Origin of the sequence: Methylobacterium sp. Leaf112, from assembly GCF_001423295.1 — a bacterium.
In the GTDB taxonomy this organism is placed as follows: domain Bacteria; phylum Pseudomonadota; class Alphaproteobacteria; order Rhizobiales; family Beijerinckiaceae; genus Methylobacterium.
Genome location: NZ_LMNG01000032.1, coordinates 71,820 through 97,524 on the forward strand (window position 1 = coordinate 71,820; position 25,705 = coordinate 97,524).

The window sequence follows — 25,705 nt, forward strand, 5'->3', positions numbered from 1 at the left end:
CCGTGCCGTCCGACGCACCCCTGGTCGTGGTCCGGGGGGCCACCCTGAACTACCGCGACCGGCGCGTCCTCGACGGCGTCGACCTCGACCTGTGCGCCGGCCGCACCGTGGCGCTGCTCGGCCCCAACGGGGCCGGCAAGACCTCCCTCATGCGCCTCGTCGCCGGGCGCCTCGCCCCGCAGGCCGGCAGCGTGCGCATCGCCGGGTGCGATCCGTTCGCGACCCACGCCGCCCGCCGGGCCATCGGCTGGGTGCCCCAGGACATCGCCCTCTATCCCCGCCTCACGGTGGCGGAGAACCTCGACGTGTTCGCCCGCTTGGCCGGCCTTTCGCGGCACGCGCGTCGCGCCGCACTGGCGGAGGCCCTCGACCTCACGGACATCGCCGACGTCGCCGGGCGCCCCGTCGGCCTGCTGTCGGGGGGCTACCAGCGCCGGGTCAACATCGCCGCGAGCCTCATGGCCCGGCCCCGCCTCGTTCTCCTCGACGAGCCGACGCAGGGGGTCGATCTCCACGCCCGCGCGGCGATCCACGCCGTGCTGGAGCGCCTGCGCCGCGAGGGCGCCGCCCTCCTCGTCGCCACCCACGACTTCGCCGAGGCCGAGCGCCTCGCCGACCGGGCGGCCTTCCTCGCGCGAGGCCGCATCGTACGCGAGGGCGCCCTGCCCGACCTCCTGGGCCGCCTCCGCGACGGCGCCCCCGAGCACGAGATCGCGTTGTCCAGCCCCGCCCTGGGCCCCGCCGAAGCGGCCCTGCGGCGCGCCGGATTCGGCCCCGTGGACACCGGCCTGACCTGGCGGGCGCATCCGGGCGCCGGCTCGCGCCTCGAAGCCGCCGGCCAGTGCCTCGAAGCCGCCGGCCAGTGCCTCGAAGCCGCCGGCCCGCGCCTCGACGCGGCCGCCTTGCTCGCCGCCCTGCGTGCCGAGGGCGTCCCCGTCGCCGAGATCCGCATCCGCGCGCCCGGCCTCGAGGCGGTCTACCGCGACGCCCTCGGCCTGTGGGACCCGGCCGACCCCGTCCGCCTTCGCCGCCAGGAGAGCGTCGCGTCATGATCGCCGCCGCCTTCCGGGTGATGCTGCTCGGCCTCGTGCGCGACCGCGCCGCCCTGGTCATGGCCTTCGTGCTGCCGACCGTGATCTTCGTGATCTTCGCCGCGATCTTCTCCGGCGCGATCGGCGAGCGCATCCGCATCCATCTCGGTCTCGTCGACCTCGCCCGGACGGCGACGACGGAGCGCCTCGTCACCGCCCTGGAGGCCGACCCGACGCTTCGGATCGCACGCCTGTCCGTCAGCGACGTCGCGGGTGCCACCGCCGCCGTGCGCCGGGGCGAGGTCGACGTCGCCCTGGTCCTGCGCGGCGACCTCGATGCCGCCCCGGCCGGCGCCGCCCCGGCCGACCAGCCCGTGGTGCTCGTCGAGAACCCGGCACGGGCGCTGGCCACCCCCATCGCGCTCGGCCAGTTCCAGCGGGTGCTGAACGCGGCCCTGCCGGACGTGGTGCTGGCCCGGATCGTCGCCGACGTGGAGCGGACGGGCAAGATCGGCGCCGACGAGCGCGCCTTCCTGACCCAGGCCTTCGCCGAGCAGCGCGCCCGCAAGGAGCCGTTCTCCTTCGCGTCCCTGGTGGAGCTGCGCACCACGGCCACGGGCGGCGGCAACGACCGGGTGAGCTACTACGCGGGCGCCATCGCGGCGGTGTTCCTGCTGTTCGCCGCCATGCAGGGGGCGATGTCCCTGGTGGAGGAGCGCCAGGGCGGCCTCGCCGACCGCCTCACCGCGGCTCCCGGCGGCCTCGCCGTCATCGTGCTCGGCAAGTTCGCCTTCCTGGTCGTCCAGGGCATGCTCCAGGCCGGGCTGATCTTCGCCGCCGCGAGCCTCTTGCACGGCGTCGACCTGAAGCCCCACTGGGGGGCGTGGCTCGTCACCACGTTCCTCGTCGCCGCCATGGCGGCCGGACTGGCGCTGGCCGCCTGCGCCGCCGCCGCCACCCGCCAGCAGGCGCACCTCGCCTCGACCTTCGGCGTCCTCCTGCTGTCGGCGGTGGGCGGCAGCATGGTCCCGCGCTTCCTCATGCCGCCCTGGCTGCAGCAGGCGGGCTGGTTCACCCCCAACGCCTGGGCCATCGAGGCCTACCAGACCGCGCTCGGTGAAGGCGTCTCCGCCGCCCTGCCCGCCTGGGGCGTGATGATCGCGGTCGCGGCGGTGAGTTTGGTGGCGGCCGTGGGGCTGGTTTCGCGCCGGGTGACGTGAGGGGGGCTCTCGTTGAAGTTGTGGCGCACACGTGGCATCGTGCGCGACGATGATGGAGCCTTCGATGGCCGATTCCCGCTTCCGATCGATCGAGTCCGCGCTGACGGACATCGTCAGGGATGAACGTATCCTCGGGGGAACACCCGTGCTGGCGGGCACGCGTATTCCGGCCGAGAACATCGCCGCCTATCTTCGCGTCGGCCACACGCCCCTGGAGATCCGGGCCGATTATCCCGCCCTGCCGGCCGATGGGATCGCGGCTGTCGAGGCCTGGGCCGCCGTCGAATACGGGTCCGATTGGAAGTCCGCGGTGGTCAACGCCCGCGCGTGATACGACTGCTGATCGACGAATGTCTCTCGACCGCCCTCGTGGCCGTCGCCCGCGAATGCGGTTACTCCGTCGATCACGTCAGCTACCTGGGCCTCGCGGGGTATCAGGATCGGAGCCTGATCCCCGTGATCGAAGCGGGCGATTATTGCTTCGTCACCAACAACCGCTTGGATTTCCTGCGTCTCTATGGGCGCCAATCCTTGCACAACGGCTTGATCGTGATCGTGCCGAACACCCACCGCAGGGCACAGATCGAACTCTTCGGACGCGTGCTCGATGCCCTGAGCGATGGACTCGATCTCATCAATCATGTTCTGGAGATCGAGGCCGACGGCCGCATCACCTACGCTCCTCTACCGTGACAGGGCTAATCTAAGACAGGGCCAAGCGTCGGATCGTCGGTCGCGCCTCCACGCCGCCGCGACGGGGTAACGCGTTGACCCCCGTCGCCGGCGGCCTAGCTTCGATCGTACAGAGCGGCTTTCGTCCGCACCGGGAGTAACGTGAACATGCGGGCTGGGTCTTCGGTCGCCGTCGTCGGCGCGGGGTTGGGCGGCCTCGCGGCGGCCTGCGTGAGTGCGGCGCGCGGCCACACGGTCACGCTCTACGACAAGAACGACTGGCTCGGCGGCAAGGCGGCGGTGCTGCACGAGGGCGGGTTCCGGTTCGACATGGGACCGACCATCCTCACGGTACCGAAGGTGCTGGAGCGCATCTTCCAGGAGGCCGGGCGCGACATCCGCGACTACCTCGACCTGCGCCGCCTCGATCCGCAATGGCGCTGCTTCTTCGACGACGACACCCGGATCGACCTCATGGCCGACGTGCCCACCATGGCGGCCTCCATGGACCGGTTCGCCCCGGGCACGGGCGCCGGGGAGGGCTACACGAAGTTCATCGAGATCTCCGAGCACCTGCACGGCGTCTCGAACAAGTTCTTCTTCTGGAAGGCGGTAGAGGACCTGTTCGACACCATCGACATCCGGGCCAACATGAACCCCGGGACCCTGCGGGACGTGCTGTCCCTGCGCATGGGCTCCTCGGTGGCCGGCACCATCCGGTCCAAGGTCAAGGACGCGCGCCTCGCCCAGATGCTCGACCACTTCGTGCAGTATGTCGGCTCGTCGCCCTACGGCGCGCCGGCGGTGCTCTGCGCCATCGCCCACATGCAGACGGCCGAAGGCGTGTGGTACCCCATGGGCGGCACCCGCGCGGTGGCCGAGGCGTTGTCGAAGCTCGCCGGCGAGCTCGGCGCCACCCTGCGGCCGGGCGACGAGGTCACGGGCATCGCCATCGAGAACGGCGCCGTGAAGGGCGTGCGGACCGCCGCCGGCACCACGCCGTTCGACGCCGTGATCTCCAACATGGACAGCGTGCGGACCTACCGCGAGCTCGTCGGCGGCGCCGTCGGCAAGGCCTACGAGAAGAAGTCCTTCGAGCCGGCCTGTTCGGGCGTGGTGCTCTACCTCGGGTTAAACAAGCGCTACGACCACCTCAGCCACCACGACTTCGTCTTCTCCCGCAACCCGGAGGAGGAGTTCGACTACATCTACCGCAAGGGCGAGCCGGCGCCGGATCCGACGGCCTACCTCGCCGCCCCCTCCTCCACCGATCCGAGCGTGGCGCCGGAGGGCGGCGAGGCCCTCTACGTCCTCGTCCACACGCCCTACCTCCGGCCGCATCACGACTGGTCGAAGATGTTCCCGGCCTACCGGCAGGTGATCCTCGACAAGCTGAAGCGCACGGCCGGCATGCCGGACCTGGAGGAGCGCATCGTCGTCGAGCGCCACCTCACGCCGCAGGACATCCACGAGCGCTACAAGGTCTTGAACGGGGCGATCTACGGCCTCGCCTCCCACGGCAAGTTCATGGGCGCGTTCAAGCCCGGCAACCGATCGCGGCAGGTGCGGGGGCTCTACCTCGCCGGCGGCGCGGCTCATCCCGGCCCCGGCATGCCCATGGTGATGATGTCGGGCTGGATCGCGGCCGACGCCCACGATACCGATGCCCAGACGATCGCGTCCCTCGAAGGGAACCGGGCGAGCGCTTAGGGACCGGACGGTGTCGGCCCCGGCCCGCTCGCGGTTCGTATGGCGGTTCATGGTCGGTTATTTCGACCGGTTCCTGCGCCGCCACATGAACGCCCTGCGCCTCGCGCGCTGGGGCGTGCCGGATTGCGCCGGCCATCCCGGGCCCGTCGTGGTCTATTGCAACCACCCGGCCTGGTGGGATGCCGCCGTGGTGATCCTGCTCGCCGGGCGGCTGTTTCCGAAGCGCGCGAGCTACGCGCCGTTCGATGCCCGGATGCTGGCGCGCTACGCGATCTTCGCCCGCATCGGTGCCTTCCCGGTGGACCTCGACTCGGCGCGCGGCGCGGCCCAGTTCCTCCGCTCGTCGCGAAACATCCTGGCGCAGCCGGATGCGATGATGTGGATCACCGCACAGGGGCGCTTCGCCGATGTCCGCGCTCGGCCCCTGGACCTCCGGGGCGGCGTCGCCCGCCTGCCCGAACTCGGACCCGACACCCTGTTCGTGCCCCTCGCCCTCGATTACGCCTTCTGGGAGGAGCGCGGCGCCGAGGCTTGCGCCGCCTTCGGCGCGCCGATCCGAGCTTGCGACCTCCAGTCCCTCCCCCGGCCCGAGCGCCTCGCCCGCATGGAGGAGGCGCTGACGGCGACCCTCGACCGCCTCGCCGCCGACGTCATCGCCCGTGACCCCGCCCGCTTCACCGCCCTCGTCTCGGGCGCCAAGGGGGTCGGGGGCGTGTACGATTGGGGACGGCGCTTGCGCGCGGCCCTGACGGGGCGCCGCTTCGAGCCCGCCCACCGCGTCGAGGAAGATCTGTTGCGCGAGAAAGACCGCACGCCGTGATCCTCGCCCTCGCGATCGCTTCGGTGCTGCTTGCCCTCCTGCCGGCTATTCTCACCGCCGTGAACCTGTTCGCCCTGCGCACGCCGGTGCCCGACACCGCTCGCCTTCCGGTGTCGGGTGGGAGCCACGGGTCCCCACACCTTCCAGGAGAGGGACAGGGTGAGGTGTGTGGATTGTCCGGAGATGTCCCACACCTCACCCCAGCCCTCTCCTTGCAGGAGAGGGGGGCGCTCGCGGCTCACGGCGCCCCATCGCCGACGTCTGAATCCCATCAGCCGGGCGCTGACAACGAAGCGCCCCGCGTGTCGATCCTCATCCCGGCCCGGGACGAGGCCGCCACCATCGCCCACACCGTGCGGGCGGCGCTCGCCAGCACGGGCGTCGCTATCGAGGTGCTGGTGGGCGACGACCATTCCACCGACGCTACCGCCGCCATCGTGCGCGACATCGCCGCCACCGACCCGCGCCTGCGGCTCGTGGCGATCCCGCCCCTGGCCGAGGGCTGGACGGGGAAGAATCACGCCTGCGCGGTGCTGGCCGGGGCGGCACGCGGGGCGCACCTGCTGTTCATCGACGCCGACGTGACCCTGGCGGCGGCGGCGGCGGCGGCGCTGGCCGCCTACGCCGTCCGCACGGAGTCCGCCCTCGTCAGCGCGGTACCGCGTCAGCGCATGGGGACGCTCGGCGAATGGCTCACGGTGCCGATGATCGGCTTCCTCCTCGTGGGCTACCTGCCGGTGCCGATGATGCGCGCCTCCCTCCGCGCGTCCCTCGGGGCGGCCTGCGGCCAGCTCGTCCTCGTCGACCGGTCGATCTACGCCGCCACCGGCGGGCACGGCGCCATCCGGGGCTTCCTCCACGACGGCGTGCTGCTGGCCCGTACCTTGCGCGGGGCGGGCCACCGCACCGATCTCGTGGCCGGGCACGCGCTCGCCACCTGCCGGATGTACCGGACCTGGCGCGAGTGCTGGGCCGGCTTCTCGAAGAACGCCCACGAGGGCATGGCGACGCCGCGCGCCTTGCCCGTCTGGACCGGGCTGCTGTTCACCGCCCACATCCTGCCGGTGCTGCTGCTGGTCCTGTTCGGCTTCGGCCTCGTCGCGCCCGGGGCGGCGGCCCTTGCGCTCGTCGCCTTCCTGTTCTCCCTCGGCACGCGCGCCGCGATCACGCGCGCCATGCGCGAGCCCCTCGTGACGATCCCGCTGCATCCCGTCGCCGTCGCCGTCGCCCTGGCGATCCAGTGGAACGTGCTCCTGCGCCGCAAGGCCGCCGGCGCCGCCGTGTGGAAGGGCCGGAGCTACCCGCTGAACGGGGCCTGATCCGTCTCTTCGGCGATCCACGCCGCCGTGTCCGGGTCGGCGCCCACCACCGGAAGATGTAGGATGATCGGCGTCTCGTAGGGGTGGCGTTCCTTGAGGGCGGCACTGAGCGGCTCGGCCAGGGCCTCGCGGCTCTTGATCAGGGCCACCACCTCGTCGGCCCGCTCCACCGCCCCCTTCCAGGCATAGACCGAGCGCATCCCCGGCAGCACGTTGACGCAGGCCGCCAAACGCAGGCGCACCAGGGCCTCGCCGACGGCGAGCGCCATCTCGGCATCCGGGAAGGTGGTGTAGACGAGGAGTGGACGCTCCATGCTATGGGTCCTCCAGCGATGGGTCTCGTGATCGCGCAGCGGCGGGTGTGCCGGCCACCGGCGCGTTGCGACGCCGAGCGTGGTTGGGTCAACAGGGCGGACGAGGGTTCATGTCGCGGCGTTTCAACACGATCGCGTTCATCGCGAGCCCGACGTCGGATGCGCGCCAGGCGGCCGACGCCCTGATGCGCCGCTACGACCACGTGCCGCCCGAGGAGGCGGACGTGGTGGTGGCGCTGGGCGGCGACGGCCTCATGCTCCAGGCGCTCCACCGCTTCATGGATGCCGGCACGCCGATCTACGGCATGAACCGCGGCACCGTCGGCTTCCTCATGAACGAGTACCGCGAGGAGGACCTCCTCGAACGGCTGGAGAACACCAAGCGCAGCCGCATCCATCCGCTGCTGATGGAGGCCGTGGACACGGAGGGGCGCCGACACCGGGCGCGGGCCCTCAACGAAGTCTACATGCTGCGCCAGACCCATCAGACGGCGAAGCTACGGATCTCCGTCGACGGCCACGTGCGCCTGCCCGAACTCATCGCCGATGGGGTTCTGGCGGCGACGCCGGCCGGCTCCACCGCCTACAACCTGTCCGTGGGCGGCCCGATCCTTCCCCTCAACGCCCGCCTGCTGGCGCTGACGCCGATCTCGTCCTTCCGCCCGCGCCGCTGGCACGGGGCCCTCCTGCCCGATCACGCCCGCATCTTCATCGAGGTGCTCGACGCCGAGCACCGGCCCGTGGCGGCGGTAGCCGACCACACGGAGTTTCGCCGGGTCGCCACCGTGGAGACTTGGCTCGACCACGCCACCAACCTCGTGCTCCTGCACGACCCCGGCCACAGCCTCGACGAGCGGATCCTGCGCGAGCAGTTCGGCTGACGCCTGGGACGGTCTGCCGTTCGGCCGAGGCGCCGGTTCCCCGGTACGTCGGCCGACGCCTCAGGCCGCGAGGCGGACGCGCTCCCGGTCGGCGCGGTAGCTCGCCACCAGGGCGTTCGGGATCGTGTCGAGGATATCCGCGACAGTCGCGGCGCGGGCGGCCTCGTCCGCGCGCTCGGCCGCCCGCTGCTTTTCCGCCCGGTCCTCCTGGAACTGCGCCAGGATCGCGCGCGGCAGGGCTTCGAGGATGAGGCCGACGGGATCGCTCCGAGATGCGACGGGCGCGTCCTCGGCCGCGACGGCGTCCGGGATGTCGGTCGAGGCGGACGCGGCGTCGCCGTCGGCGATGGGCCCGAGGGCCGGCGGGGCTTCGCGGCTCTCCGGGGCTTCGGGCGCCTCCGGCAGATCCGCAAGCTCCGAGTCCCCAAGCTCCGAGTCCCCAAGCTCCGAGTCCGCGTCGTTCGAATCCGCGAGGGCCATGTCCCCGAGGTCCAGGGGCGCGTGCTGCTCCGAGGCCGTCGGCCTTCCCCAGGTGGGCTGCGTCTCCGGGCGCGGCGCGGTCTCCGAAGGGTCGACCGCGGCCGCGGGGGGCTCCCGGTGGCCGGTGATCTCGGCGGTCTCCCGAAGCATCCGGCTCATGGCGGCCGCGTGCTGCGGAACGGGCGGGACCTGCTGCTGCGCCTCGCGCCACTCGGCGTCGAGGATTTCCGACTCGACCGCCCGCAGGTCGAGGGGCTGCGCGTCGACGTCCGTCGTGTCGAAATCCTGCGGGCCGGAGAGGAGTCCGTCGAACGCCGGCATGCCGAAGATCCGTGCCTCGGGGAAATCCGTCGCCGCCGGGGGCGCCAGGGCCGCGCGCTCGGTCATCGTCCGGGTCCGCGTACGCGCGGCGTCGCGGGCCGCTTCCGCCTCGAAGCGGGCGAGCAGCGCCATCACGCCCTGGGCCTCGGCGAAGGGCATGCTCTCGCAGGCGGTGAGGGCCCGCTCGATCATCAGGCGCGACAGGGCGGCGCCGTGGGCGGCGGTCTCGCCCCGGCCGGCCTCGCGCCAGGCCGAGAGGGCGGCGGAGAAGGCCGGCAGCAGGGGCTCGGGCAGGCCGGCCTTGCGGTGGAGGGCAGCGTAGGCGGCGTTGGCCCCCTCGTGCATGAGGCCCGCGACCCGTCCCGCCGGGAGGCCGGCGAGGTCGGCGAGGGCCGTCTCGGCGAACGGCATGTGGCCCGACAGGATCGCCCGCAGGATCAGGCCGGCGTTGAGCTGGCCGTGCCGGCGCAGGTGGGCGACGAGGCGGGCGAGATCGATGGGGTGGGCACCGACGCTGAAGGCCAGGGTCGCGCGCTCGCGCGCCTCGCGGCCGGCCCGCTCGCCCCGGGCGGGCGTCAGCCAGCCCGACGCCACGGCGAGGCGCGCCAGGGATTCGGCGACCCGGTCCGTGCAAGCCTGGCGGACTTCGAGGGGAAGGTGGGGCCGCGCCAGCACCGCCTCGCGCAAGGCCGCGTCGTCGCCGTGGCGGGCGACGAGGCGCAGGAGGCTTCCGGTGGTGACGCCGGCGCTGTGGTTGCCCACCAGGGCCGTGAGGGCGACGGGGCCGGCGATCTCCGCCATGGCGCCCGCCACCGCGTGCGACAGGTCGCGCCGCTCGGCGATGGCCCGGCGCGTGGCCTCGCAGCCGATGGCGACGCCGTCGACGAGGTCGGCATCCGTGAGGACGGGGGAGCGCCTGAGGACGATGCCGGCGATGTCCGGCAGGTCTCCCGCCAGGGCCACCACGAGGGAGCGCGGCGCGGCGGCGCTCGCCGCGCAGGCTTCGGCCAGCGCCCGGCGCACCATGGGGGCGGGATCGTCGAGGAGCGCGAGGATCGTGGCCTCGGTCTCGCCCGCCGTATCGGGGGCGAGGCCGCCGTGCAGGGTGGCCCGCACCAGGGCGCCGGCCGCCTCCGCCCGGCGCGCGGCCGAGGCGTGCTGCGTCAGGGCGAGGAACTGGCGGATGATCATGGGCCGCTCCGGGCGGTGAAGAGGGAGGAATCGAGGGGGGCGCCGGTCCGGGCGACCGAGGCGGTGGTGAACTCGGCCGGCCGCCGCGGCGGCAGCGGCGCGTCCACGAGGGCGGGGCCGGATGCGGGCGTCGAGGTCTGCGCCGCCTGGGTGGCGGAGACCGCCGTAGGGGCCGCCGCCGCCGTCGGCGCCGGTGCTGTCGCGGGCAGGACGGTGTCCGCCGTGCCGTCCGAGCGCGGGAAGTAGGTCGGCGCGGGTCGGCCGTCGGTGACGGCCCGGCCCTGCTCCGACGCGGCTCTGCCTTGCCAGAGCTTGGCCACCCCCTCCGAGATGGCGCCCTGGCGCTTGTCGGTCTGGAACAGGGAGCGCAGGCCCCCGTCGAGGGAGGCGTAGGCGGTGGGAGCCTCGGGCAGCACAATGGGGCTCGCAGGCGCCGATCCGCCCGCCTGGGCCGGAGACGCGCCCACGGGACCCGCCGTGGTGCGGGCCGTCGACAGGAGGGCGTAGAGTTCGGCGGCCCCCCGTGCCCGGCCGGTCTTGTCGTAGAACAGGTTGCGGTTGGCGGCGGCCGCCTCCGGCATGTCGAGGGCGGCGACGCGGGCCGGGCTGGCCTGGGCGGTGTTGATGAGGGCGGCGGCCCCGCGGGCCCCGAGGACGTGGGCGGCGTAGAGGTCGCCCCCCGTGGGTTCGCGGCCCAAAGCCGCCGTCAGGGCTTCGCCGTTGCGCTGGGTCAGGGCGCCCGCCAGGGTCGCGGCGGTCTTGGGGTCGCGGCGCAGATCGAGGATGGTCTGGCGTGCGTCCGGGTCGGCCACCGTGTAGGTGCCGTCGGGGCGCGTCGTGATGGCGTCGGCGTAGGTCTGGAGGCCGAGCTTCGGCCCGGCGTTCTTCATGGTGCCGAGCCAGGTCTGCTCGATGAACTGGAACAGGCCCGTGGCCGAGGAGGTCCCGGCCTTGGCCGTGGGATTGAGGGCGGATTCGCGCTGGGCCGTCGCCAGGAGGTAGTCGAAGCCCACCCCGGAGCTCTGCGCCCCGTCCCGGATCGCCTCGACGACGGCCGAACCGGCGCCCGAGGCCGTGCCCGACGCCGCGCGCGTGCCCGCATCCCGGGCGGAGCCGGTGTCGCGGGCGGTGGCGGGGGGCGTGGTGAACAGGAACATGCGCCGTCCGGCTGAAGGCACGGCGCCGTGGTGGCGGCCTGTCCTTCGGGTCGGACTTTGCTCAACTATGGTAAAGGAAGCTTAAAGGGGTCGCGGCCGGGACATTGTTCAATCCGGCGCAAGGTAGCGTCGGCGCGCCCAGCCCAGGAGTGGGCCGGCCTTGACCCGGCACCAGGTCAGGCCGCTCGGGGTGTCGCTGGTGCAACCGAAGCCGCGCAGGTGCGCGCCGGCCGGCACCTGCCCGAGGGACGGGGCGGCGGCGTCCGGCGTCTCGCGGATCGTCAGGCCCTCGCCCCGCGGCAGGCCGTCGACCCGGAAGGCCTCCACGGCGTGGGCGGGTCCCGCCAGGACCAGGGCGATCAGCATGAGGGGCAGGCGCATGGCGGGCTTCAGGAGCGGTGCACGCCCATCATCGCCGTCAGACCGCCATCGACGGGCAGGACCGCGCCGGTGACGTAGGCGGCCCCCGCCCCCATGAGGAAGACGGCGAGCGCCGCCACCTCCTCCGGACGGGCGAAGCGCCCGGCGGGAATCTGGCGCTCCATGCCGGCGCGGTGGGCGGCGTAGGGGGCCATCATGCCGGTGTCGATGAAGCCCGGCGCGATGACGTTCACGGTCACGCCGCGCTTGGCCGATTCGATGGCGAGCGTCCGGCAATAGGCGATGAGCGCGCCCTTGCTCGCCGCGTAGGCGGCGTTGCCGGGGTTCGCCCGCAGCGCCGCCACCGAGCCGATGGCGACGATGCGGCCCGAGCGCGCCCGGATCATGCCGCGCACCAGGGATTTGGCCAGCCGCGTCAGGGACCAGAAATTCACCTGCATGGCGGCTTCCGCCCGGTCCTGATCGAGCATGGCCGCCAGCGCGTCGGAGGATTGCCCGGCATTGTGGACGAGGCCGTAGAAGCCCGTCTCCTCGTGATCCGCGCAGAACGCCTCGATGGCGTCGCGGTCGGCGAGGTCGAGGGCGTGGGCCGTTACCGCGCGGTCGGGATGGGCGGCCGCCAGCTCGGCCACCAGGGCCTCGGCGGCGGGCGCCGACGAGCGGTAGGTGAAGGCGACGTCGTGGCCGGCGCCGACGAGCGCCCGCACTAGGGCGGCGCCGAGGCCGGACGCGCCGCCGGTGACGAGGATGCGGGTGCTCATGCGGGCTCGTCCCCGAGCACGAGGCAGGTGTTCTGCCCGCCGAAGCCGAAGGAGTTCGAGAGCACGCGGGACACCCGCGCGTCGCGGGCGGTGGCGACCACGTCCAGCGGGATCGCCGGGTCCGGCACCAGGTAGTTGATGGTCGGCGGGATGCGGCCGTGCGTGATCGTGAGGAGCGAGACCACGGCCTCGATGGCCCCGGCCGCCGTCAGGGTGTGGCCGATCATCGACTTGTTGGACGAGATCGGCAGGCGGCCGATGCGCGCCCCGAACACGGCGGCGCAGCCCATGGCCTCCATCTTGTCGTTCTCCGGCGTCGAGGTGCCGTGGGCGTTGACGGTGTCGATGGCGTCGGGGCCGACACCGGCATCGTCGAGGGCCGCGCGGATCGCCGCGATGCCGGGCGCGCCGTCGGGGCTGGAGCGGGTGCGGTGGAAGCCGTCGCCCTTCTCGCCGCAGCCGAGGACGTAGCCGAGGATCTTTGCCCCCCGCGCCCGCGCGGCTTCGGCGTCCTCCAGCACCAGGGCGCCGGCGCCCTCGCCCATGACGAAGCCGTCGCGGTTCTTCGAGAACGGCTTCGAGGCACCCTCCGGCGGGTCGTTCTGGGTGGAAAGGGCGGAGAGCAGGGAGAAGCGGATCAGGGATTCGGGGTTCACCGAGCCGTCGGTGCCGATGCACAGGGCCGCCGTCACCTCGCCCCGGCGGATCGCCTCGACGCCGAGCTGGATCGCGGTGGCCCCCGAAGAGCAGGCGGTGGAGAGCGAGATGGGCGAGCCCCGGGTGCCGAACCGGTCGGCGATGTTCTCCGCCACGGTGCCGAAGATGAAGAGGTCGTGCCACGCGTCGAAGCGGCGGCTGGCGGCGGCGCGCTGGAGGTCGGCGTAGGTGATCGGCCCGTCCTGGCCCGACGCCTCCGCCATGGCCCGGCGCTGGGGCCATTCCATCTCGACGGGCGGCACGGCGATGAACAGCGCACCGGGAAAGTCGCCTTTCGGACCGAGTCCGGATTGCGCGACGGCCTCCTCGGCGGCGGCTTCGGCGAAGCGCTGCGACAGGGCGGGGGCGACGAGCGGATCGGTGTCGAGGAAATCGACGGTGCCGGCGATGCGGGTGCGCAGGCCCTCCGTGGGGAAGCGCGCGATGGTGTGGATGCCCGAGCGCCCGGCGGTGAGGGCCGCCCAATTGTCGGCCTGGCCCTGGCCGAGGGAGGTCACGATGCCGAGGCCCGTGACCGCCACCAGGGGGCGGCCCTTGCTGTCGCGAAAGGAAGCGTTCGTCATCGCGCCGTTCTACACCGTTTCACGGATCTTGGGGCCTGGGGCCGGGGTACCGCTCTCCCCCACGTGACCTACCGAATCCGAACGCATGTCGCGTTCTCGCCGTCGTCGGGGCAGCGGGTTACGGACGGCACCCGGCTTCAAGGGGCGATGCGCAACGGGGCTCCCTCCCCTGAAAGGAGAAGGTTGGGGTGAGGTGTGCGAACTCTCCGAAAGGGTCACACACCTCACCCTGTCCCTCTCCTTCCAGGAGAGGGGACCTGCGCTGCCCGAGAGAACTCTGAACCCTGGCAGCCACTCGGGTGAAATCCCAGTGCCGTCCATCAGGCCGCACAGACGCGGAGTACGCCCTCGCCGCGGCGGTGGCCGATGGTGGTGACGGCGACCTCGCGGGCCCGACCCTGCGCCACCAGCCCGGCCGCCAAAGCCGCGCCGAAGGGCGCCGTCACTTCGAGCGTGTGGCCGGTGATGTCGCCGAGCGCCGTCACGGGGATGCCGAGCGCGAGGCGGCCGAGGGCCGCGCCCTCCTCCGCCGTGATCCCGCCGACGCCCGTGGCGCCGGAGAGGACGTGGTCGGGGGCCTCGAATCCGGCGTCGCGCCACAGGGTCTCGACGCTCCGCGCCGTGGCGCCGGGGGCGCGGCGGGTGCGGTCGCTGCGAACCGGCATGAGCCGGGCGAGCGCCTTCGCGCCGCGGGCGCGGGCGTGGTCGGCGGATTCGAGGACCAGGAAGGCGGCGCCGCTGCCGAGGATGAACCCGCCCTCCCCCTCGCTCTCTCGGGAGAACACCGGGCGGAAGGGTTTGGCGCGCAGGTATCCGCCCATCTCGTGGACCACCATCACGTCCGGCCGCTCGGCGCTGTAGGACCCGCCCACGAGCATGCAGTCGACCTGGCCCGAGGCGATGCGGGCCTGGGCGATACGCAGGGCATCGGTGCCGGCGGCCTCCTCGCCCATGAAGGTGCGGGACGCGCCCGTGACCCCGTGGACGATGGCGATGTTGCCGGCGAGCAGGTTCGAGAGCTGGGCGAGGAACAGGGTCGGGCGCAGGTCGTTGAGCAGGCGCTCGTTGAGGTAGGCGCCCGGGTCCGCGGCGTCGCGAAGCCCCGTCAGGATCGCCCCGTCCACCTCCGTGTCGCGCTCGCCGCCGCCGCAGGCCACGACGAGGTGCATGGCGCCCTTCAGGGCCGCGTCGCCCTTCAGGCCCGCCGAATCGAGGGCGAGGCCGGCGGCGTAGACGCCGAGGCGCTGCCACGGCTCCATCTGGCGCTGGTCGGATTTTTTCGGGATCTGCCCGTCCAGCGCCAGCGGCGCCACGGGATGCACCGTGTAGGGGGCGAAGCGCTCGGTGTCCGTCCGGGCCGGGGCGCCGGCGTCCAGGGCGTCGAGATGGGCCGCGATGCCCTCGCCCGCGCAGGAGACGAGACCGAGGCCGGTGACGACGACGTCGTTCATGCTGGCTCCGGTTCCGTCGTGAGCCCCGCGAGAGCCAGGAGGCCGATCCGCTGCGCCCGCGCCCGCATGGGCGCGTCGAGGCCGTCGGGGAACGGCATGGTGCGGAAGCGCAGTTCGGCGTTGCAGAGCGGCTTGCCGTCGTGCCGGATGGCCGCCTTGGTCACGGCGTAGCCCGAGCCGTCATGCTCCAGGCTCGCCTCCACGGCGAGCTCGGCGCCGGGCCCGACGAAGGCGCGGAACCGCGCCTTGTCCACGCCCATGAGGAACGGCATCTGGCGGAAGTCGAGATGGGCCAGGATGAGGTAGCCCGAGGCCTGCGCCATGGTCTCGGTGAGCAGCACGCCCGGCACCAGGGGGTGGCCGGGGAAGTGCCCCTCGAAGACCGGGCTCTCCAGGGGCACCCGGGCCTCGGCCTCGATCCGGCCGGCGGCCCGGTCGAGGACCGTGACCGCGTCGATCATCTCGAAATATTCGAGCCGCATGGCTGAGGTTCCGGCGGCTTCAGGAGGCTTTGGCGGCCTTCTCGGCCACGAGGGCGTCGATGCGGGCGCAGAGGTTCTTCAGGACGAAGTATTCTTCGGCCGGGACCTTGCCCTCGTTGACCTCCTGGGTCCAGCGCTCGAGGGGCAGCTTGATCCCGAAGGCCTTGTCCACCGCGAAGGCGATGTCGAGGAAGGCGAGGCTGTCGATGCCGAGATCGTCGATGGCGTGGCTCTCTGGCGTGATGGTGTCGCGCGGGATGTCGGCGGTGTCGGCGATGATTTCCGCGACGCGGTCGAAGGTGGCGGTCTGGGTCAGGTCGGACATGCGTTCTCGCCGTGTTTGCTGGATATCCCGCCGCCCCGTTCCGCGCCGACGTGGGGCGGACCTCAAGGCCGGCCCATGATGCCCGGTGCCCCCGGTCGCGCAGCATGCCCTGCCGGACGACGCCGCGCGCCGTCCCCGAAAGATGAAGGCGGTCCCTTACACGAGGGGGGTAGACCGGGCAACCGTGCCGCTTGCCCGGGGCGGCCTCCGGATCGTGAGCGCGGGGTCATTCCGCACACGGCGTCGGCGGCCTAGATGAGGGCTCGGCCGTCCGCCGCGGACGCCGCCGTCCTCCGAGGCTTTCCCATCCATGCCCCTTCCCCCTCGCACCGCCGATCCGGCGCCGGCTCCCCCTCCGCCCGGTGCCCTGACGCCGCGGGCGCAGGGCGTCGCCCGCATCCTCCTCGTGGTGGGCCTCGCCGCCCTCGGGCTCTGGGTGCTGCACCCGTTCCTGCCGGCCCTGGCCTGGGCGGTGATCCTCGCCATCGCCCTGTGGCCCCTCTACGCCCGGGCCGAGCGGCGCTGGCCGCCGGGACGGCACAACCTGCTGCTGCCGAGCCTGTTCACCCTGGGGGTCGCCCTGGTGTTCCTCCTGCCCCTGGTGGTGCTCGGCATCGAGGCGGCACGCGAGGCGCACGACGTCGTCGCCCTGGCGCGTTCGGCCGAACAGACCGGCCTGCCGGTGCCGGAGGTTCTTTCGCGCGTTCCCTTCGGCGCACAGGCGAGTGCGTGGTGGGCGGCGAACCTCAGCCATCCGCAGGCGGGCGCCGACCTCCTGCACCACCTCGACAAGTCCACCGCGCTGGGCCTGTCGCGCAGCCTCGGGGCGCAGATCGTCCGGCGCAGCGTGCTGTTCGGCTTCAGCCTCGTCGCCCTGTTCTTTCTGTTCCGGGACGGGAAGCTCGTGACCGCCCAGGTGCTCACGGCGAGCGCCCGCCTGTTCGGCCCGCGCGGCGAGCGGGTCGCCCGCCAGATGGTGGCGTCGGTCCACGGCACCGTGGACGGCCTCGTCCTCGTCGGCCTCGGCGTGGGCGTGGTTCTGGGGATCGTCTACTATTTCGCCGGCGTGCCGCACCCGGTGCTGCTCGGCGCGCTGACCGCGGTGGCGGCCATGATCCCGTTCGGCGCGCCCCTGGTCTTCGGCGCCGCCGCCCTGGTGCTCCTCGCCGCCGGCTCGGTAGTTCCGGCGGCGGTGGTGGTGGTGGCGGGCTTCGTCGTCACCTTCGCGGCCGATCACTTCGTCCGCCCCGCCCTCATCGGCGGCACGACGCAGCTGCCGTTCCTCTGGGTGCTGCTGGGAATCTTGGGCGGCGTCGAGACCTTCGGGCTGCTGGGGCTATTCCTCGGCCCGGCCGTGATGGCGGCGCTGATCCTGCTGTGGCGGGAGTTCACGGGCGGAGACGCGCAGGCGGCCTGAAGTCCTCCGACGCCTCCTGTTCGTTCTTTTCATCCCGAGCGGCTGCACCGTCGCGGCGAGGAATGATCTCGGATCGACCCCGCATTCTGGTGCCCTCCCCCAAGACAGGCGAAGCCCGTGCCTGCCCTGGAGGACGGGTTGGTGGGGCTTCGCCTTAGACGAGGAACACCGGGGCGTTAGTGGACGCCTTGTTGAGCGCGATGCCGTGCTCGCAATCGGACTTCGCGACGTAGCTCTCACTGCTCTTCGAGATCTCCTCGCCGTTCTTGGCGTAGTAGACCCAGTACCACTGGCCCCTGGTGTCCTGCTTCAGCTTGTAACAGGGATAGGTCACGCCGCTCATTGGTTCCTCCATCATCACGGGCGCCGAAGTCTCTCGACGCCCTGTTGCCAGCCAACTCTAGGTTGGATTAATGATGGATTTGTTTACCTGATCGAATGCATTCAAGGGGGCCGAAACGAAAAAGGTCCCGTCCTTGCGGGCGGGGCCTTCGTTCATCGGAGGGCTTGCCGATCCTACGCCGCGAGCGAGCGCAGTACGTACGGCAGAATCCCGCCATTCCGATAATACTCGAGCTCGTCGAGGGTATCGATCCGGCAGGTCAGCGGCACGTCGCGCTTGGTGCCGTCCGCGGAGGTGATCTGGGCCACCAGGGTCTGGCGCGGCTTGAGATCGCCCGAGAGGCCGAGGATCGTCACGGTCTCGTCGCCCTTGAGGCCGAGGGTCTCCCAGCTCGTGTCGCCCTGGAACACCAGGGGCACGATGCCCATGCCGACGAGGTTCGAGCGGTGGATGCGCTCGAAGCTCTCGGCCACCACGGCGCGGACGCCCAGCAGCTTGGTGCCCTTCGCCGCCCAGTCGCGCGACGAGCCAGTGCCGTATTCCTTGCCGGCGAACACCACCAGGGGCGTGCCCTCGGCCTGGTACTTCTGCGCCGCGTCGTAGATGAACATCCGCTCGCCGGAGGGCTGGAACAGGGTCCAGCCGCCCTCGACCACGGTGCCGGCCTCGTCACGGACCATCTGGTTCTTGATGCGGATGTTGGCGAAGGTGCCGCGCATCATGACTTCGTGGTTGCCGCGCCGGGTGCCGTACTGGTTGAAGTCCTGCACCCGGACCTGATGCTCCTGCAGGTAGGCGCCCGCCGGCGAGTTCGCCCGGATGTTGCCCGCCGGCGAGATGTGGTCGGTGGTGATGGAATCGAGGAACAGGCCAAGGATGCGGGCGTCGACCACATCCTCGACGGGGGCCGGGGTCTTGGTCATGCCCTCGAAGTAGGGCGGGTTCTGCACGTAGGTAGAGGTCGAATCCCACTTGAAGGTCTCGGCCTCGGTGACCTCGACGGCCTTCCAGTAATCGTCGCCACCGAACACGTCGGCGTAGCGCGACTTGAACAGGGCCGAGGTGATGTTGGCCTCGATGAACTCCGCGACCTCCGCCGTCGAGGGCCAGATGTCCCGGAGGTAGACCGGCTGGCCGTCCGACCCGGTGCCCAGGGGCTCGGTGGCGAGATCGATCTGCATGGAGCCGGCGAGCGCATAGGCGACCACGAGGGGCGGCGAGGCGAGGTAGTTCGCCCGGACGTCGGGGTTCACCCGGCCCTCGAAGTTGCGGTTGCCCGAGAGCACGGCGGCGGCCACCACGTCGTTGTCGTTGATGGCCTTCGAGATCGGCGCCGGCAGCGGCCCGGAATTGCCGATACAGGTGGTGCAGCCGAAGCCGACGAGGTTGAAGCCCAGCGCGTCCAGCGGCTGCTGCAGGCCGGCGCTCTCGAGGTACTCGGCCACCACCTGGGAGCCGGGGGCCAGCGAGGTCTTCACCCAGGGCTTCGAGCGCAGGCCCTTGGCCACGGCGTTGCGGGCGAGGAGGCCCGCGCCGATCATCACGCTCGGGTTCGAGGTGTTGGTGCAGCTCGTGATGGCGGCGATGACCACGTCGCCGTGGCCGATGTCGAAGTTGGCGCCCTCCACCGGGTAGCGCGTGGCGATGTCGGCGGCGCGCTTGAACTCCGTCTCCATGGAGCCGGCGAAACCGGGTTTGGCCGCATCGAGGAGCACCCGGTCCTGCGGGCGCTTGGGGCCGGCCAGCGACGGACGCACGTCGCTCATGTCGAGCTCCAGGGTGTCGGTGAACACCGGGTCCGGGGTCTGGGCGTCGCGCCACATCCCCTGCGCCTTGGCGTAGGCCTCGACCAGGGCGATGCGCTCGTCCGTGCGGCTGGTGACAGTGAGGAAGTCGATGGTCTTCCGGTCGATGGGGAAGAAGCCGCAGGTGGCGCCGTATTCGGGGGCCATGTTGGAGATGGTGGCGCGGTCGGCCACCGCCATGTCGTCGAGGCCGGGGCCGTAGAACTCCACGAACTTGCCGACCACGCCCTTCTTGCGCAGCATCTGCGTGACCGTGAGCACGAGGTCGGTGGCGGTGGTGCCCTCTGGGAGCTTGCCCGACAGCTTGAAGCCGACGACCTCGGGGATCAGCATCGACAGGGGCTGGCCCAGCATGGCGGCCTCGGCCTCGATGCCGCCGACGCCCCAGCCCAGCACGGCGAGGCCGTTGACCATGGTGGTGTGCGAATCGGTGCCGACGAGGCTGTCCGGGTATGCGACCGGGAAGGAATCGCCGTCGCCCTGCTTCGTCCAGACCGTCTGCGACAGGTATTCCAGGTTCACTTGGTGGCAGATGCCGGTGCCGGGCGGGACCACCGAAAAATTGTCGAAGGCCGACTGGCCCCACTTCAGGAAGGTGTAGCGCTCGCCGTTGCGCGAGTATTCCAGCGCCACGTTGTCGGCGAGCGCCTTGGGGGTGCCGAACTCGTCGACGATGACCGAGTGGTCGATAACGAGGTCGACGGGCACCAGGGGGTTGATCTTCTGGGGGTCGCCGCCCAGCGCCACCATGGCGTCGCGCATGGCGGCGAGATCCACCACGGCGGGCACGCCGGTGAAGTCCTGCATCAGCACGCGGGCGGGCCGGAAGGCGATCTCGGTCTCGGTCTTGCCGAGGTTGCCCAGCCACGCGACGGTGGCGGAGATGTCGTCCTTCTTCACCGAACGGTTGTCCTCGAACCGCAGCAGGTTCTCGAGGATCACCTTCATGGAGAACGGAAGGGCGGTGGCGTCGGCCAGGCCCGCCTTCTCGGCATGGGGAATCGAGTAGTAGGTGTAGGACTTGTCCCCGACGGTGAGGGTCTGGCGGGACTGGAAGCTGTCGAGCGATGCCACGGCGTTGATGATCCTCGCGAGCGGTTGGTCGAACACGCGCAGGCATAACCTGCGCCACGAAAGCTGTGCTCGGCTGGGTGCGCTGGAATGCGCGCGCCGCTCCGGGGGTGCCCGGACAGGTTGTTGCGCGAAGGACGGTTTGGACGCCCTGAGACTCGCGCGGCGCAGCCTGACGCCCGTATAGAACACTTCGAAACTGGCCGCTACCGGTGGGCTGACAGAGCGGTGGGTCTGTCGTCGCCGGGAGGGGGCTACGCCGCGGCGAGGTGCGCGAAATCCGCGCCTTCGGCCACGTGTTCGGAAGCGTCGAGGATCTCGATCCCGACGACACGTCCGGCGGCATCGAAATCGAGCATGATGCCCGGACGCACTTCCTCGCTCCCAACGATCGTGGCGTCGGCGAGCTACACGTAGAGTGCGTCCGCCTCACGGTCATACCGGGATTTCATGCGTGCCGGGCCCCCGCCCACGATCGAGGGATGCTGTGATCACGTGAAAGGTTGAGGCCGAGCGTATCACATAAACGACGCGAAGCACGCGGCCGTCCCGTTCGGGCAATGCGCGGAAGGCCCGCCGTCGATCCGGATGCAAAGGATCGGGCTCCATGGCATCCGGGGTCAGGATCGTCCGCTCCACCCAAGCCTCATCCAGGGCACGCAGGGCGATCTGGTCCCGTGCGTGTTGGGCGTAGGTGATGGTCGGAGCAGGCATGACACCCGTGTGTGAACGATCGCGCGCCTCGGTCGAGGAAAGCCCAATCGTTCACGCTCCACAACGGATTCTCGGCAAAAGCACGTTTCGGTTGTGGGTGGGCGGGCGAAGGCGGATCGCAGACACGAAGGGCCGACGCAGGCGGCGAGGGTCTGACGACCTTTCCGCGCATGGGGTCTCGCCACTGAACGATCTGCGTGCGATGGGCGGGGTGCCGAGCGGTGCGAGGCTCTGAATTTGTCGCATGGACCGGATCGGCGACTGGCGCGACATCGTTCCGTGGCCGGTTCGACGAGGCTCATGATCCAGGACCCCCCGTGCGGCTGACCGCCCAGACCCTCGCCGTCCGCCGCTCCGGCCGCCGCATCTTTTCGGACGTGTCGTTCACGCTCGGCGCGGGCGAGGCCCTCATGGTCACCGGCCGCAACGGTGCGGGCAAGTCGACCCTGCTCGCCGTGCTGGCCGGTCGCCTCAAGCCCGAATCGGGGACGCTCACCGTGCACGAGGTCGGCGAGGCGACCCTGCCCGAGTGCCTGCACGTGGTCGGCCACCGCGACGGCCTGAAGAGCCCGCTGACGGCGGAAGAGAACCTCGCCTTCGCCCGCGATCTCCTGGGCGCGCCCACCGCGAGTCCGCGCGCGGCCCTGGAGGAACTCGGCCTCGGCCACGCGTTGCGGCTGCCGGTGGCCTACCTGTCGGCCGGCCAGCGCCGCCGGGTGGCGCTGGCCCGCCTCCTCGTCTGTCGGCGGCCGCTGTGGCTCCTCGACGAGCCGACGGCGGCCCTCGACGTCGCCTCGCAGGCCGTGCTCGCCGGCATGATGGCGCGCCACCGGGCGACGGGCGGCCTCGTCATCGCGGCGACCCACCAGGCGCTGGGCCTGGAGGGCGCGCGCGAACTGCGCATCGAGGCGGCCAGGAGCGAGGCGGCCAGGAGCGAGGCGGCCAGGAGCGAGGCGGCCAGGAGCGAGGCGGCCATGAGCGAGGCGACGGCGACGCCGTCCGACGCTGCGACCGGAGACGTGTGGTGGTGATGCGCGCCCTGAAGGCCCTCGTCGCCCGCGACCTCGCGCTCGCCGCCCGGGTCGGCGGCTCGGGGGCGCTCTCCCTCGTATTCTTCCTGATGATCGTCGCCGTGGTGCCGTTCGCGCTGGGGCCCGACCTCAACCTGCTGTCGCGGATCGGGCCGGCCATCCTGTGGCTGGCCGCCGTGCTCGCCACCCTCATCGGCCTCGACCGCCTGTTCCAGGCCGACGAGGAGGACGGCTCCCTCGACCTGATGACCGGCGCGCCCGTGCCCATGGAACTCGTGGTGCTCGCCAAGGTGCTGGCCCACTGGCTCACCACCGGCCTGCCCCTCGCGCTCGCCGCCCCCCTGTTCGGCCTCCTCGTGGCGCTCGACGGCACGGCCATGGCGGCCACCAGCCTGACCCTGCTCGTCGGCACCCCGGCCCTGACCTTCATCGGCGCCGTCGGCTCGGCCCTGACGGCCTCGATCCGGCGGGGCGGCCTCATCCTCGCCGTCCTGGTGCTGCCCCTGATGATCCCGACCCTGATCTTCGGCGTCTCGGCGAGCGAGGCGGCGCTCGGCGGCACGGTGCCGTTCACGACGCCGCTGGCCATCCTCGCCGCCCTCAGCCTCATCGCCGGCGTCGTCGGGACCCTGGCCTCCGCCGCAGCGCTCCGCTGGAGCGAGTGAGCGCAGCGCCGAGACAGCCGTCGCTCGTGTAACGTGGATTGGTGTGACCTTCGGCCCCGCGAACCAGGCCGGGGCAGGGCGCTTGTCCCGTGGACGGCCCCCCGGGGCCCCGAGCGACGAGAGCCCGCATGGTCGATTACCCGAAGCCCCCCTTCCCGCAGCCGCCGATTCCCTATCCGGGCCGGTCCGCCGAGATGACCCCCAAGCCGGATCACGGCGAGGAGAGCTACCGGGGGTCGGGCAAGCTCACCGGAAAGGTCGCGCTCATCACGGGGGGCGACAGCGGCATCGGCCGGGCGGTCGCCATCGCGTATGCCCGCGAAGGCGCCGACATCGCGCTCAGCTACCTCGACGAGCACGACGACGCCCGGGACACCGCCGCCTGGGTCGAGCGCGCCGGCCGCCGCGTGGTTCTGCTGCCGGGCGATGTCGCCGACCACCGCCATTGCGCGGCCCTGGTCGACAAAACCGTTTCCGAGCTCGGCCGCCTCGACATCGTAGTAAACAACGCCGCGTTCCAGAAACTCGCCGACACCCTCGAGGAGATCGAGATTGCCGATTGGGACCGGCACTACGCCGTCAACGTCCACGCGATGTTCTACATCCTCAAGGCCGCCTCGCCGCACCTCAAGGCCGGGGCGTCGATCATCAACACCGCTTCGGTGAACGCCAAGACCCCCGTGGAGCAGCAGCTCGCCTACTCGTCCACCAAAGCGGCCATCACCAACATGACCGCCAACCTCGCCCGGATCCTGGGCGCGCGCGGCATCCGCGCCAACGCGGTGCTGCCGGGGCCGATCTGGACGCCCCTGATCCCCTCGACCATGTACACCGAGCAGGTGGAGAAGTTCGGCTCGATGACCCCCGCCGGACGCCCCGGCCAGCCGGCGGAACTCGCGGGCGCCTACGTGCTCCTCGCCTCCGACGGGGGCAGCTACATGAGCGGTGCCATGATCGCCGTGACGGGCGGCATGGTCACCCTCTGAGGGTTTTCTGCGAGGCCTCCATCGCTCCGGAGCAGGTCGTGGCCGGGCGGTTCGGACATCGGGGCGGGTGGAAATCGCCCGGTGCGCCGTCCGGACGGCCGGGCCGTCCATGATCGGAGCGGCGACACGATCCCGGCACCTGGTCTAATCCCGCCTGGGAACCGACAAGGTGTCGCAGGCCGATAGCCGGCCCTACGTCCGGTCGTCCCGCGCCATAGTTAGGAGTTCCTATCCATCGCGATGGGGGAAACCATGAAGCCAATCGTTCTCGGCACGGTCCTGACACTTGCGCTCTCGCTCGGCGCGCATGCGCAGGACATGGGTGACGCCGCGGCGGGCGAGAAGGCGTTCGCCCCCTGCAAGGCCTGCCATCAGGCCGGCAAGAACGGGGTCGGTCCCAATCTCGTCGGTGTCGTCGGACGCGCCGCCGGAACCTACGAGGGCTACAACTACTCCGCCGCCCTCAAGGGCTCGGGGATCACCTGGGACGACGCCAATCTGCACGAGTGGCTGAAGAATCCCAAGGCCAAGGTGCCTGGAACGAAGATGGTCTTCGCCGGCTATCCCGACGACAAGAAGATCAACGACGTCGTCGCCTACCTCAAGACCCTGAAATAGGTACCCTGCCGGCTCCACCCCCGATGGCCGGGAAGGAGCCGGCGTCTCCCCTCACGCCGGGTCGGCGTCGATCCGGATCTTCAGGATCGCGTAGGGCGGCGCCTGCCGATCGGTGCCGTTGTTGTATTCCGGCCGGCGGTTCACCTGGGCGGCCGAGACGTGGAGCCAGCGGTCGGGGGTGATCCAGAACGTGTCGGCCCAGATCAGGCGCGGGTCGGCGGCCAGGATCTCGACGGTGCCGTCGGGGCTGCGCCGGCCCACCGCGTTGAATTCCTGCAGGGCGAGGTACACCCGGTCCTTCGAATCCGTGGTCAGGCCGCCGGTCATGCCCTTCTCGCCGAGATCCTCGACCCCGGCCGCCACCCCGGCATCGGTGACCTGCGGGTCGAGCAGGGCGGCGGTGTCGACGGCGTAGAGGTGCCGGCCGATGAGGGGGGCGTAGTACAGGCGCCGCCCGTCGGGGGAGAGCGCGATGCCGTTGGCGCCGCCCTGGACCGGACTGGGCGGGGCATCGCCCTTGCGCTGGACGACGGCGCGCCCCTCGACGAACTTCGTCAGCCCCTTCTGCGACTTGGTGCTGGCGTGCCCGTGCAGGCGCCGCACCACTCGCCCGGTGGCGAGGTCGACGGCGAGGAGCGCGCCCTCCCCGTCCTGGCCCTGGTCGGTGATGTAGGCGCGGGCGTACCCGTCCCGGATGTCGATGCGCAGGTCGTTGAGGGACGAGGTCGGGGCGATGCCGGATTCCAGCGGCACCACCCGCAGGATGCGGTTGCCGACGATGTCCATCCGCACCAGCTTGGCGCCGCCCTTCACCGGCGGCCCGGAGCCGTCCGGCAGTCCGGCATCGAGGAGCCACAGGGTGTCGTCCCGGTCGAACACGCCGTTGGGAACGTGGAAGAAGCGTGTCTGCGCCTTGTCCGGATCGGGCTGGTTGGTTTCCAGATCGGGATAGGGCCGCACGGCCCCGCCGGGCAGGACCTCGCCCACGGTGTAGGGCACCTTGGCGTCGAAGCGCGGCATCATGATGAAGGCGCGGCCACCGCGCGCGATGGCGAGGCCCGTCGGCGTCGAGGGCGCATCGGCCACGAAGGCGAGTTCGAGGCCCGCGGGCGTCCGGTCCGTCGTCACGCCACCGGTTTTTGACTCGTGAGCGCCGGATTCGGATTTCGCCGTCGCACCGGAGGCGGACAGCAGAGCGGCCCCGGTGAGGCCGGCGGCGAGGAGGTCGCGTCGGGCGAGGGTCATGATGGGTCTCGGGT

At 71.6% G+C, this 25,705-nt stretch carries 27 protein-coding genes; 13 read left to right on the plus strand and 14 right to left on the minus strand.

The genetic code is table 11. The annotated features are described in order from the left end of the window. Positions 1-2: 2 nt before the first annotated feature. The 7 genes from ASF52_RS18750 (at position 3) to ASF52_RS18780 (ending at position 6,772) form a co-directional block, all read left to right on the plus strand. Positions 3-1,052, plus strand: a complete 1,050-nt coding sequence (locus tag ASF52_RS18750) for an ABC transporter ATP-binding protein (RefSeq protein WP_056175294.1) — start codon at positions 3-5, stop codon at positions 1,050-1,052. Continuing rightward, entirely contained in the window at positions 1,049-2,251 is a 1,203-nt protein-coding gene (locus ASF52_RS18755; RefSeq protein WP_056175297.1) for an ABC transporter permease, read from the plus strand. Before ASF52_RS18750 ends, ASF52_RS18755 begins: the two co-directional genes overlap by 4 nt. Positions 2,252-2,315: 64 nt before the next feature. Further along, positions 2,316-2,582: a DUF433 domain-containing protein gene (locus tag ASF52_RS18760; RefSeq protein ID WP_056175300.1), complete on the plus strand. Its 267-nt coding sequence runs from the start codon at positions 2,316-2,318 to the stop codon at positions 2,580-2,582. Then, positions 2,579-2,944, plus strand: coding sequence for a DUF5615 family PIN-like protein (locus ASF52_RS18765; protein ID WP_244473011.1), 366 nt, complete (start codon positions 2,579-2,581; stop codon positions 2,942-2,944). Before ASF52_RS18760 ends, ASF52_RS18765 begins: the two co-directional genes overlap by 4 nt. Positions 2,945-3,091: 147 nt before the next feature. Beyond that, positions 3,092-4,633, plus strand: a complete 1,542-nt coding sequence (locus ASF52_RS18770; RefSeq protein WP_056175660.1) for a phytoene desaturase family protein — start codon at positions 3,092-3,094, stop codon at positions 4,631-4,633. A gap of 49 nt (positions 4,634-4,682) precedes the next feature. Further along, positions 4,683-5,453: a lysophospholipid acyltransferase family protein gene (locus tag ASF52_RS18775; protein WP_056175662.1), complete on the plus strand. Its 771-nt coding sequence runs from the start codon at positions 4,683-4,685 to the stop codon at positions 5,451-5,453. 212 nt (positions 5,454-5,665) lie between these two features. Further along, positions 5,666-6,772: a glycosyltransferase gene (locus ASF52_RS18780; protein WP_082515393.1), complete on the plus strand. Its 1,107-nt coding sequence runs from the start codon at positions 5,666-5,668 to the stop codon at positions 6,770-6,772. Here the strand turns inward: ASF52_RS18780 and cutA are convergent. Further along, complete coding sequence (cutA, locus tag ASF52_RS18785; protein WP_056175303.1) at positions 6,751-7,086, minus strand: divalent-cation tolerance protein CutA; 336 nt, start codon at positions 7,084-7,086, stop codon at positions 6,751-6,753. The two genes, ASF52_RS18780 and cutA, sit on opposite strands and share 22 nt — an antisense overlap. A gap of 110 nt (positions 7,087-7,196) precedes the next feature. Between cutA and ASF52_RS18790 the strand changes: the two genes are divergently transcribed. Next, positions 7,197-7,967, plus strand: a complete 771-nt coding sequence (locus ASF52_RS18790; protein ID WP_056175305.1) for an NAD kinase — start codon at positions 7,197-7,199, stop codon at positions 7,965-7,967. A gap of 60 nt (positions 7,968-8,027) precedes the next feature. Here the strand turns inward: ASF52_RS18790 and ASF52_RS18795 are convergent, their stop codons facing one another. The 8 genes from ASF52_RS18795 to ASF52_RS18830 all read right to left on the minus strand — a co-directional run bounded on the left by ASF52_RS18795 (position 8,028) and on the right by ASF52_RS18830 (position 15,796). Beyond that, complete coding sequence (locus ASF52_RS18795) at positions 8,028-9,959, minus strand: DUF2336 domain-containing protein (RefSeq protein WP_056175308.1); 1,932 nt, start codon at positions 9,957-9,959, stop codon at positions 8,028-8,030. After that, positions 9,956-11,116: a transglycosylase SLT domain-containing protein gene (locus ASF52_RS18800; protein WP_056175309.1), complete on the minus strand. Its 1,161-nt coding sequence runs from the start codon at positions 11,114-11,116 to the stop codon at positions 9,956-9,958. Before ASF52_RS18800 ends, ASF52_RS18795 begins: the two co-directional genes overlap by 4 nt. Positions 11,117-11,224: 108 nt before the next feature. Then, positions 11,225-11,497: an SH3 domain-containing protein gene (locus ASF52_RS18805; RefSeq protein WP_056175312.1), complete on the minus strand. Its 273-nt coding sequence runs from the start codon at positions 11,495-11,497 to the stop codon at positions 11,225-11,227. A gap of 8 nt (positions 11,498-11,505) precedes the next feature. Beyond that, a complete protein-coding gene (locus tag ASF52_RS18810) occupies positions 11,506-12,258 on the minus strand; it encodes an SDR family NAD(P)-dependent oxidoreductase (protein WP_056175315.1) in 753 nt (250 codons plus the stop codon). Then, a complete protein-coding gene (locus ASF52_RS18815) occupies positions 12,255-13,538 on the minus strand; it encodes a beta-ketoacyl-ACP synthase (protein WP_056175318.1) in 1,284 nt (427 codons plus the stop codon). Before ASF52_RS18815 ends, ASF52_RS18810 begins: the two co-directional genes overlap by 4 nt. Before the next feature lie 320 nt (positions 13,539-13,858). Beyond that, entirely contained in the window at positions 13,859-14,989 is a 1,131-nt protein-coding gene (locus tag ASF52_RS18820; RefSeq protein WP_056175321.1) for a beta-ketoacyl-ACP synthase, read from the minus strand. Continuing rightward, positions 14,986-15,471, minus strand: coding sequence for a 3-hydroxyacyl-ACP dehydratase FabZ family protein (locus tag ASF52_RS18825; RefSeq protein WP_056175324.1), 486 nt, complete (start codon positions 15,469-15,471; stop codon positions 14,986-14,988). Before ASF52_RS18825 ends, ASF52_RS18820 begins: the two co-directional genes overlap by 4 nt. A 19-nt stretch (positions 15,472-15,490) precedes the next feature. Beyond that, positions 15,491-15,796 (minus strand): acyl carrier protein, encoded by a 306-nt coding sequence (locus ASF52_RS18830; RefSeq protein ID WP_056095482.1) that lies wholly within the window; start codon positions 15,794-15,796, stop codon positions 15,491-15,493. A gap of 310 nt (positions 15,797-16,106) precedes the next feature. Here ASF52_RS18830 and ASF52_RS18835 point away from each other — a divergent pair, with 310 nt between their 5' ends. Continuing rightward, positions 16,107-17,213, plus strand: a complete 1,107-nt coding sequence (locus ASF52_RS18835; RefSeq protein ID WP_082479204.1) for an AI-2E family transporter — start codon at positions 16,107-16,109, stop codon at positions 17,211-17,213. Between the two features lie 154 nt (positions 17,214-17,367). On the opposite strand, the gene ASF52_RS18840 is transcribed toward ASF52_RS18835, so the two are convergent. The 4 genes from ASF52_RS18840 to ASF52_RS22235 all read right to left on the minus strand — a co-directional run bounded on the left by ASF52_RS18840 (position 17,368) and on the right by ASF52_RS22235 (position 21,146). Further along, positions 17,368-17,547 (minus strand): YegP family protein, encoded by a 180-nt coding sequence (locus ASF52_RS18840; RefSeq protein WP_244473869.1) that lies wholly within the window; start codon positions 17,545-17,547, stop codon positions 17,368-17,370. A gap of 182 nt (positions 17,548-17,729) precedes the next feature. Then, a complete protein-coding gene (acnA, locus tag ASF52_RS18845) occupies positions 17,730-20,435 on the minus strand; it encodes an aconitate hydratase AcnA (protein ID WP_056175668.1) in 2,706 nt (901 codons plus the stop codon). A gap of 251 nt (positions 20,436-20,686) precedes the next feature. After that, the gene (locus ASF52_RS23350) at positions 20,687-20,824 is read right to left on the minus strand and encodes a DUF2283 domain-containing protein (RefSeq protein WP_274533804.1); all 138 of its coding nucleotides are present in this window, start codon (positions 20,822-20,824) and stop codon (positions 20,687-20,689) included. Between the two features lie 43 nt (positions 20,825-20,867). Continuing rightward, positions 20,868-21,146 (minus strand): DUF4258 domain-containing protein, encoded by a 279-nt coding sequence (locus ASF52_RS22235; RefSeq protein WP_082502682.1) that lies wholly within the window; start codon positions 21,144-21,146, stop codon positions 20,868-20,870. Positions 21,147-21,463: 317 nt separating this feature from the next. Here ASF52_RS22235 and ccmA point away from each other — a divergent pair, with 317 nt between their 5' ends. The 4 genes from ccmA (at position 21,464) to ASF52_RS18870 (ending at position 24,446) form a co-directional block, all read left to right on the plus strand. Further along, on the plus strand, positions 21,464-22,177 hold the full coding sequence (ccmA, locus tag ASF52_RS18855) for a heme ABC exporter ATP-binding protein CcmA (RefSeq protein WP_082515394.1): 714 nt from the start codon (positions 21,464-21,466) through the stop codon (positions 22,175-22,177). Next, on the plus strand, positions 22,177-22,842 hold the full coding sequence (gene ccmB / locus ASF52_RS18860) for a heme exporter protein CcmB (protein WP_200918861.1): 666 nt from the start codon (positions 22,177-22,179) through the stop codon (positions 22,840-22,842). The genes ccmA and ccmB overlap by 1 nt, the downstream gene beginning before the upstream one ends. Before the next feature lie 128 nt (positions 22,843-22,970). Beyond that, entirely contained in the window at positions 22,971-23,828 is an 858-nt protein-coding gene (locus tag ASF52_RS18865) for an SDR family oxidoreductase (RefSeq protein WP_056175328.1), read from the plus strand. Positions 23,829-24,080: 252 nt separating this feature from the next. After that, a complete protein-coding gene (locus ASF52_RS18870; RefSeq protein WP_056175331.1) occupies positions 24,081-24,446 on the plus strand; it encodes a c-type cytochrome in 366 nt (121 codons plus the stop codon). Positions 24,447-24,497: 51 nt separating this feature from the next. Here the strand turns inward: ASF52_RS18870 and ASF52_RS18875 are convergent, their stop codons facing one another. Then, a complete protein-coding gene (locus ASF52_RS18875) occupies positions 24,498-25,691 on the minus strand; it encodes an SMP-30/gluconolactonase/LRE family protein (protein WP_056175334.1) in 1,194 nt (397 codons plus the stop codon). Positions 25,692-25,705: the final 14 nt, after the last annotated feature.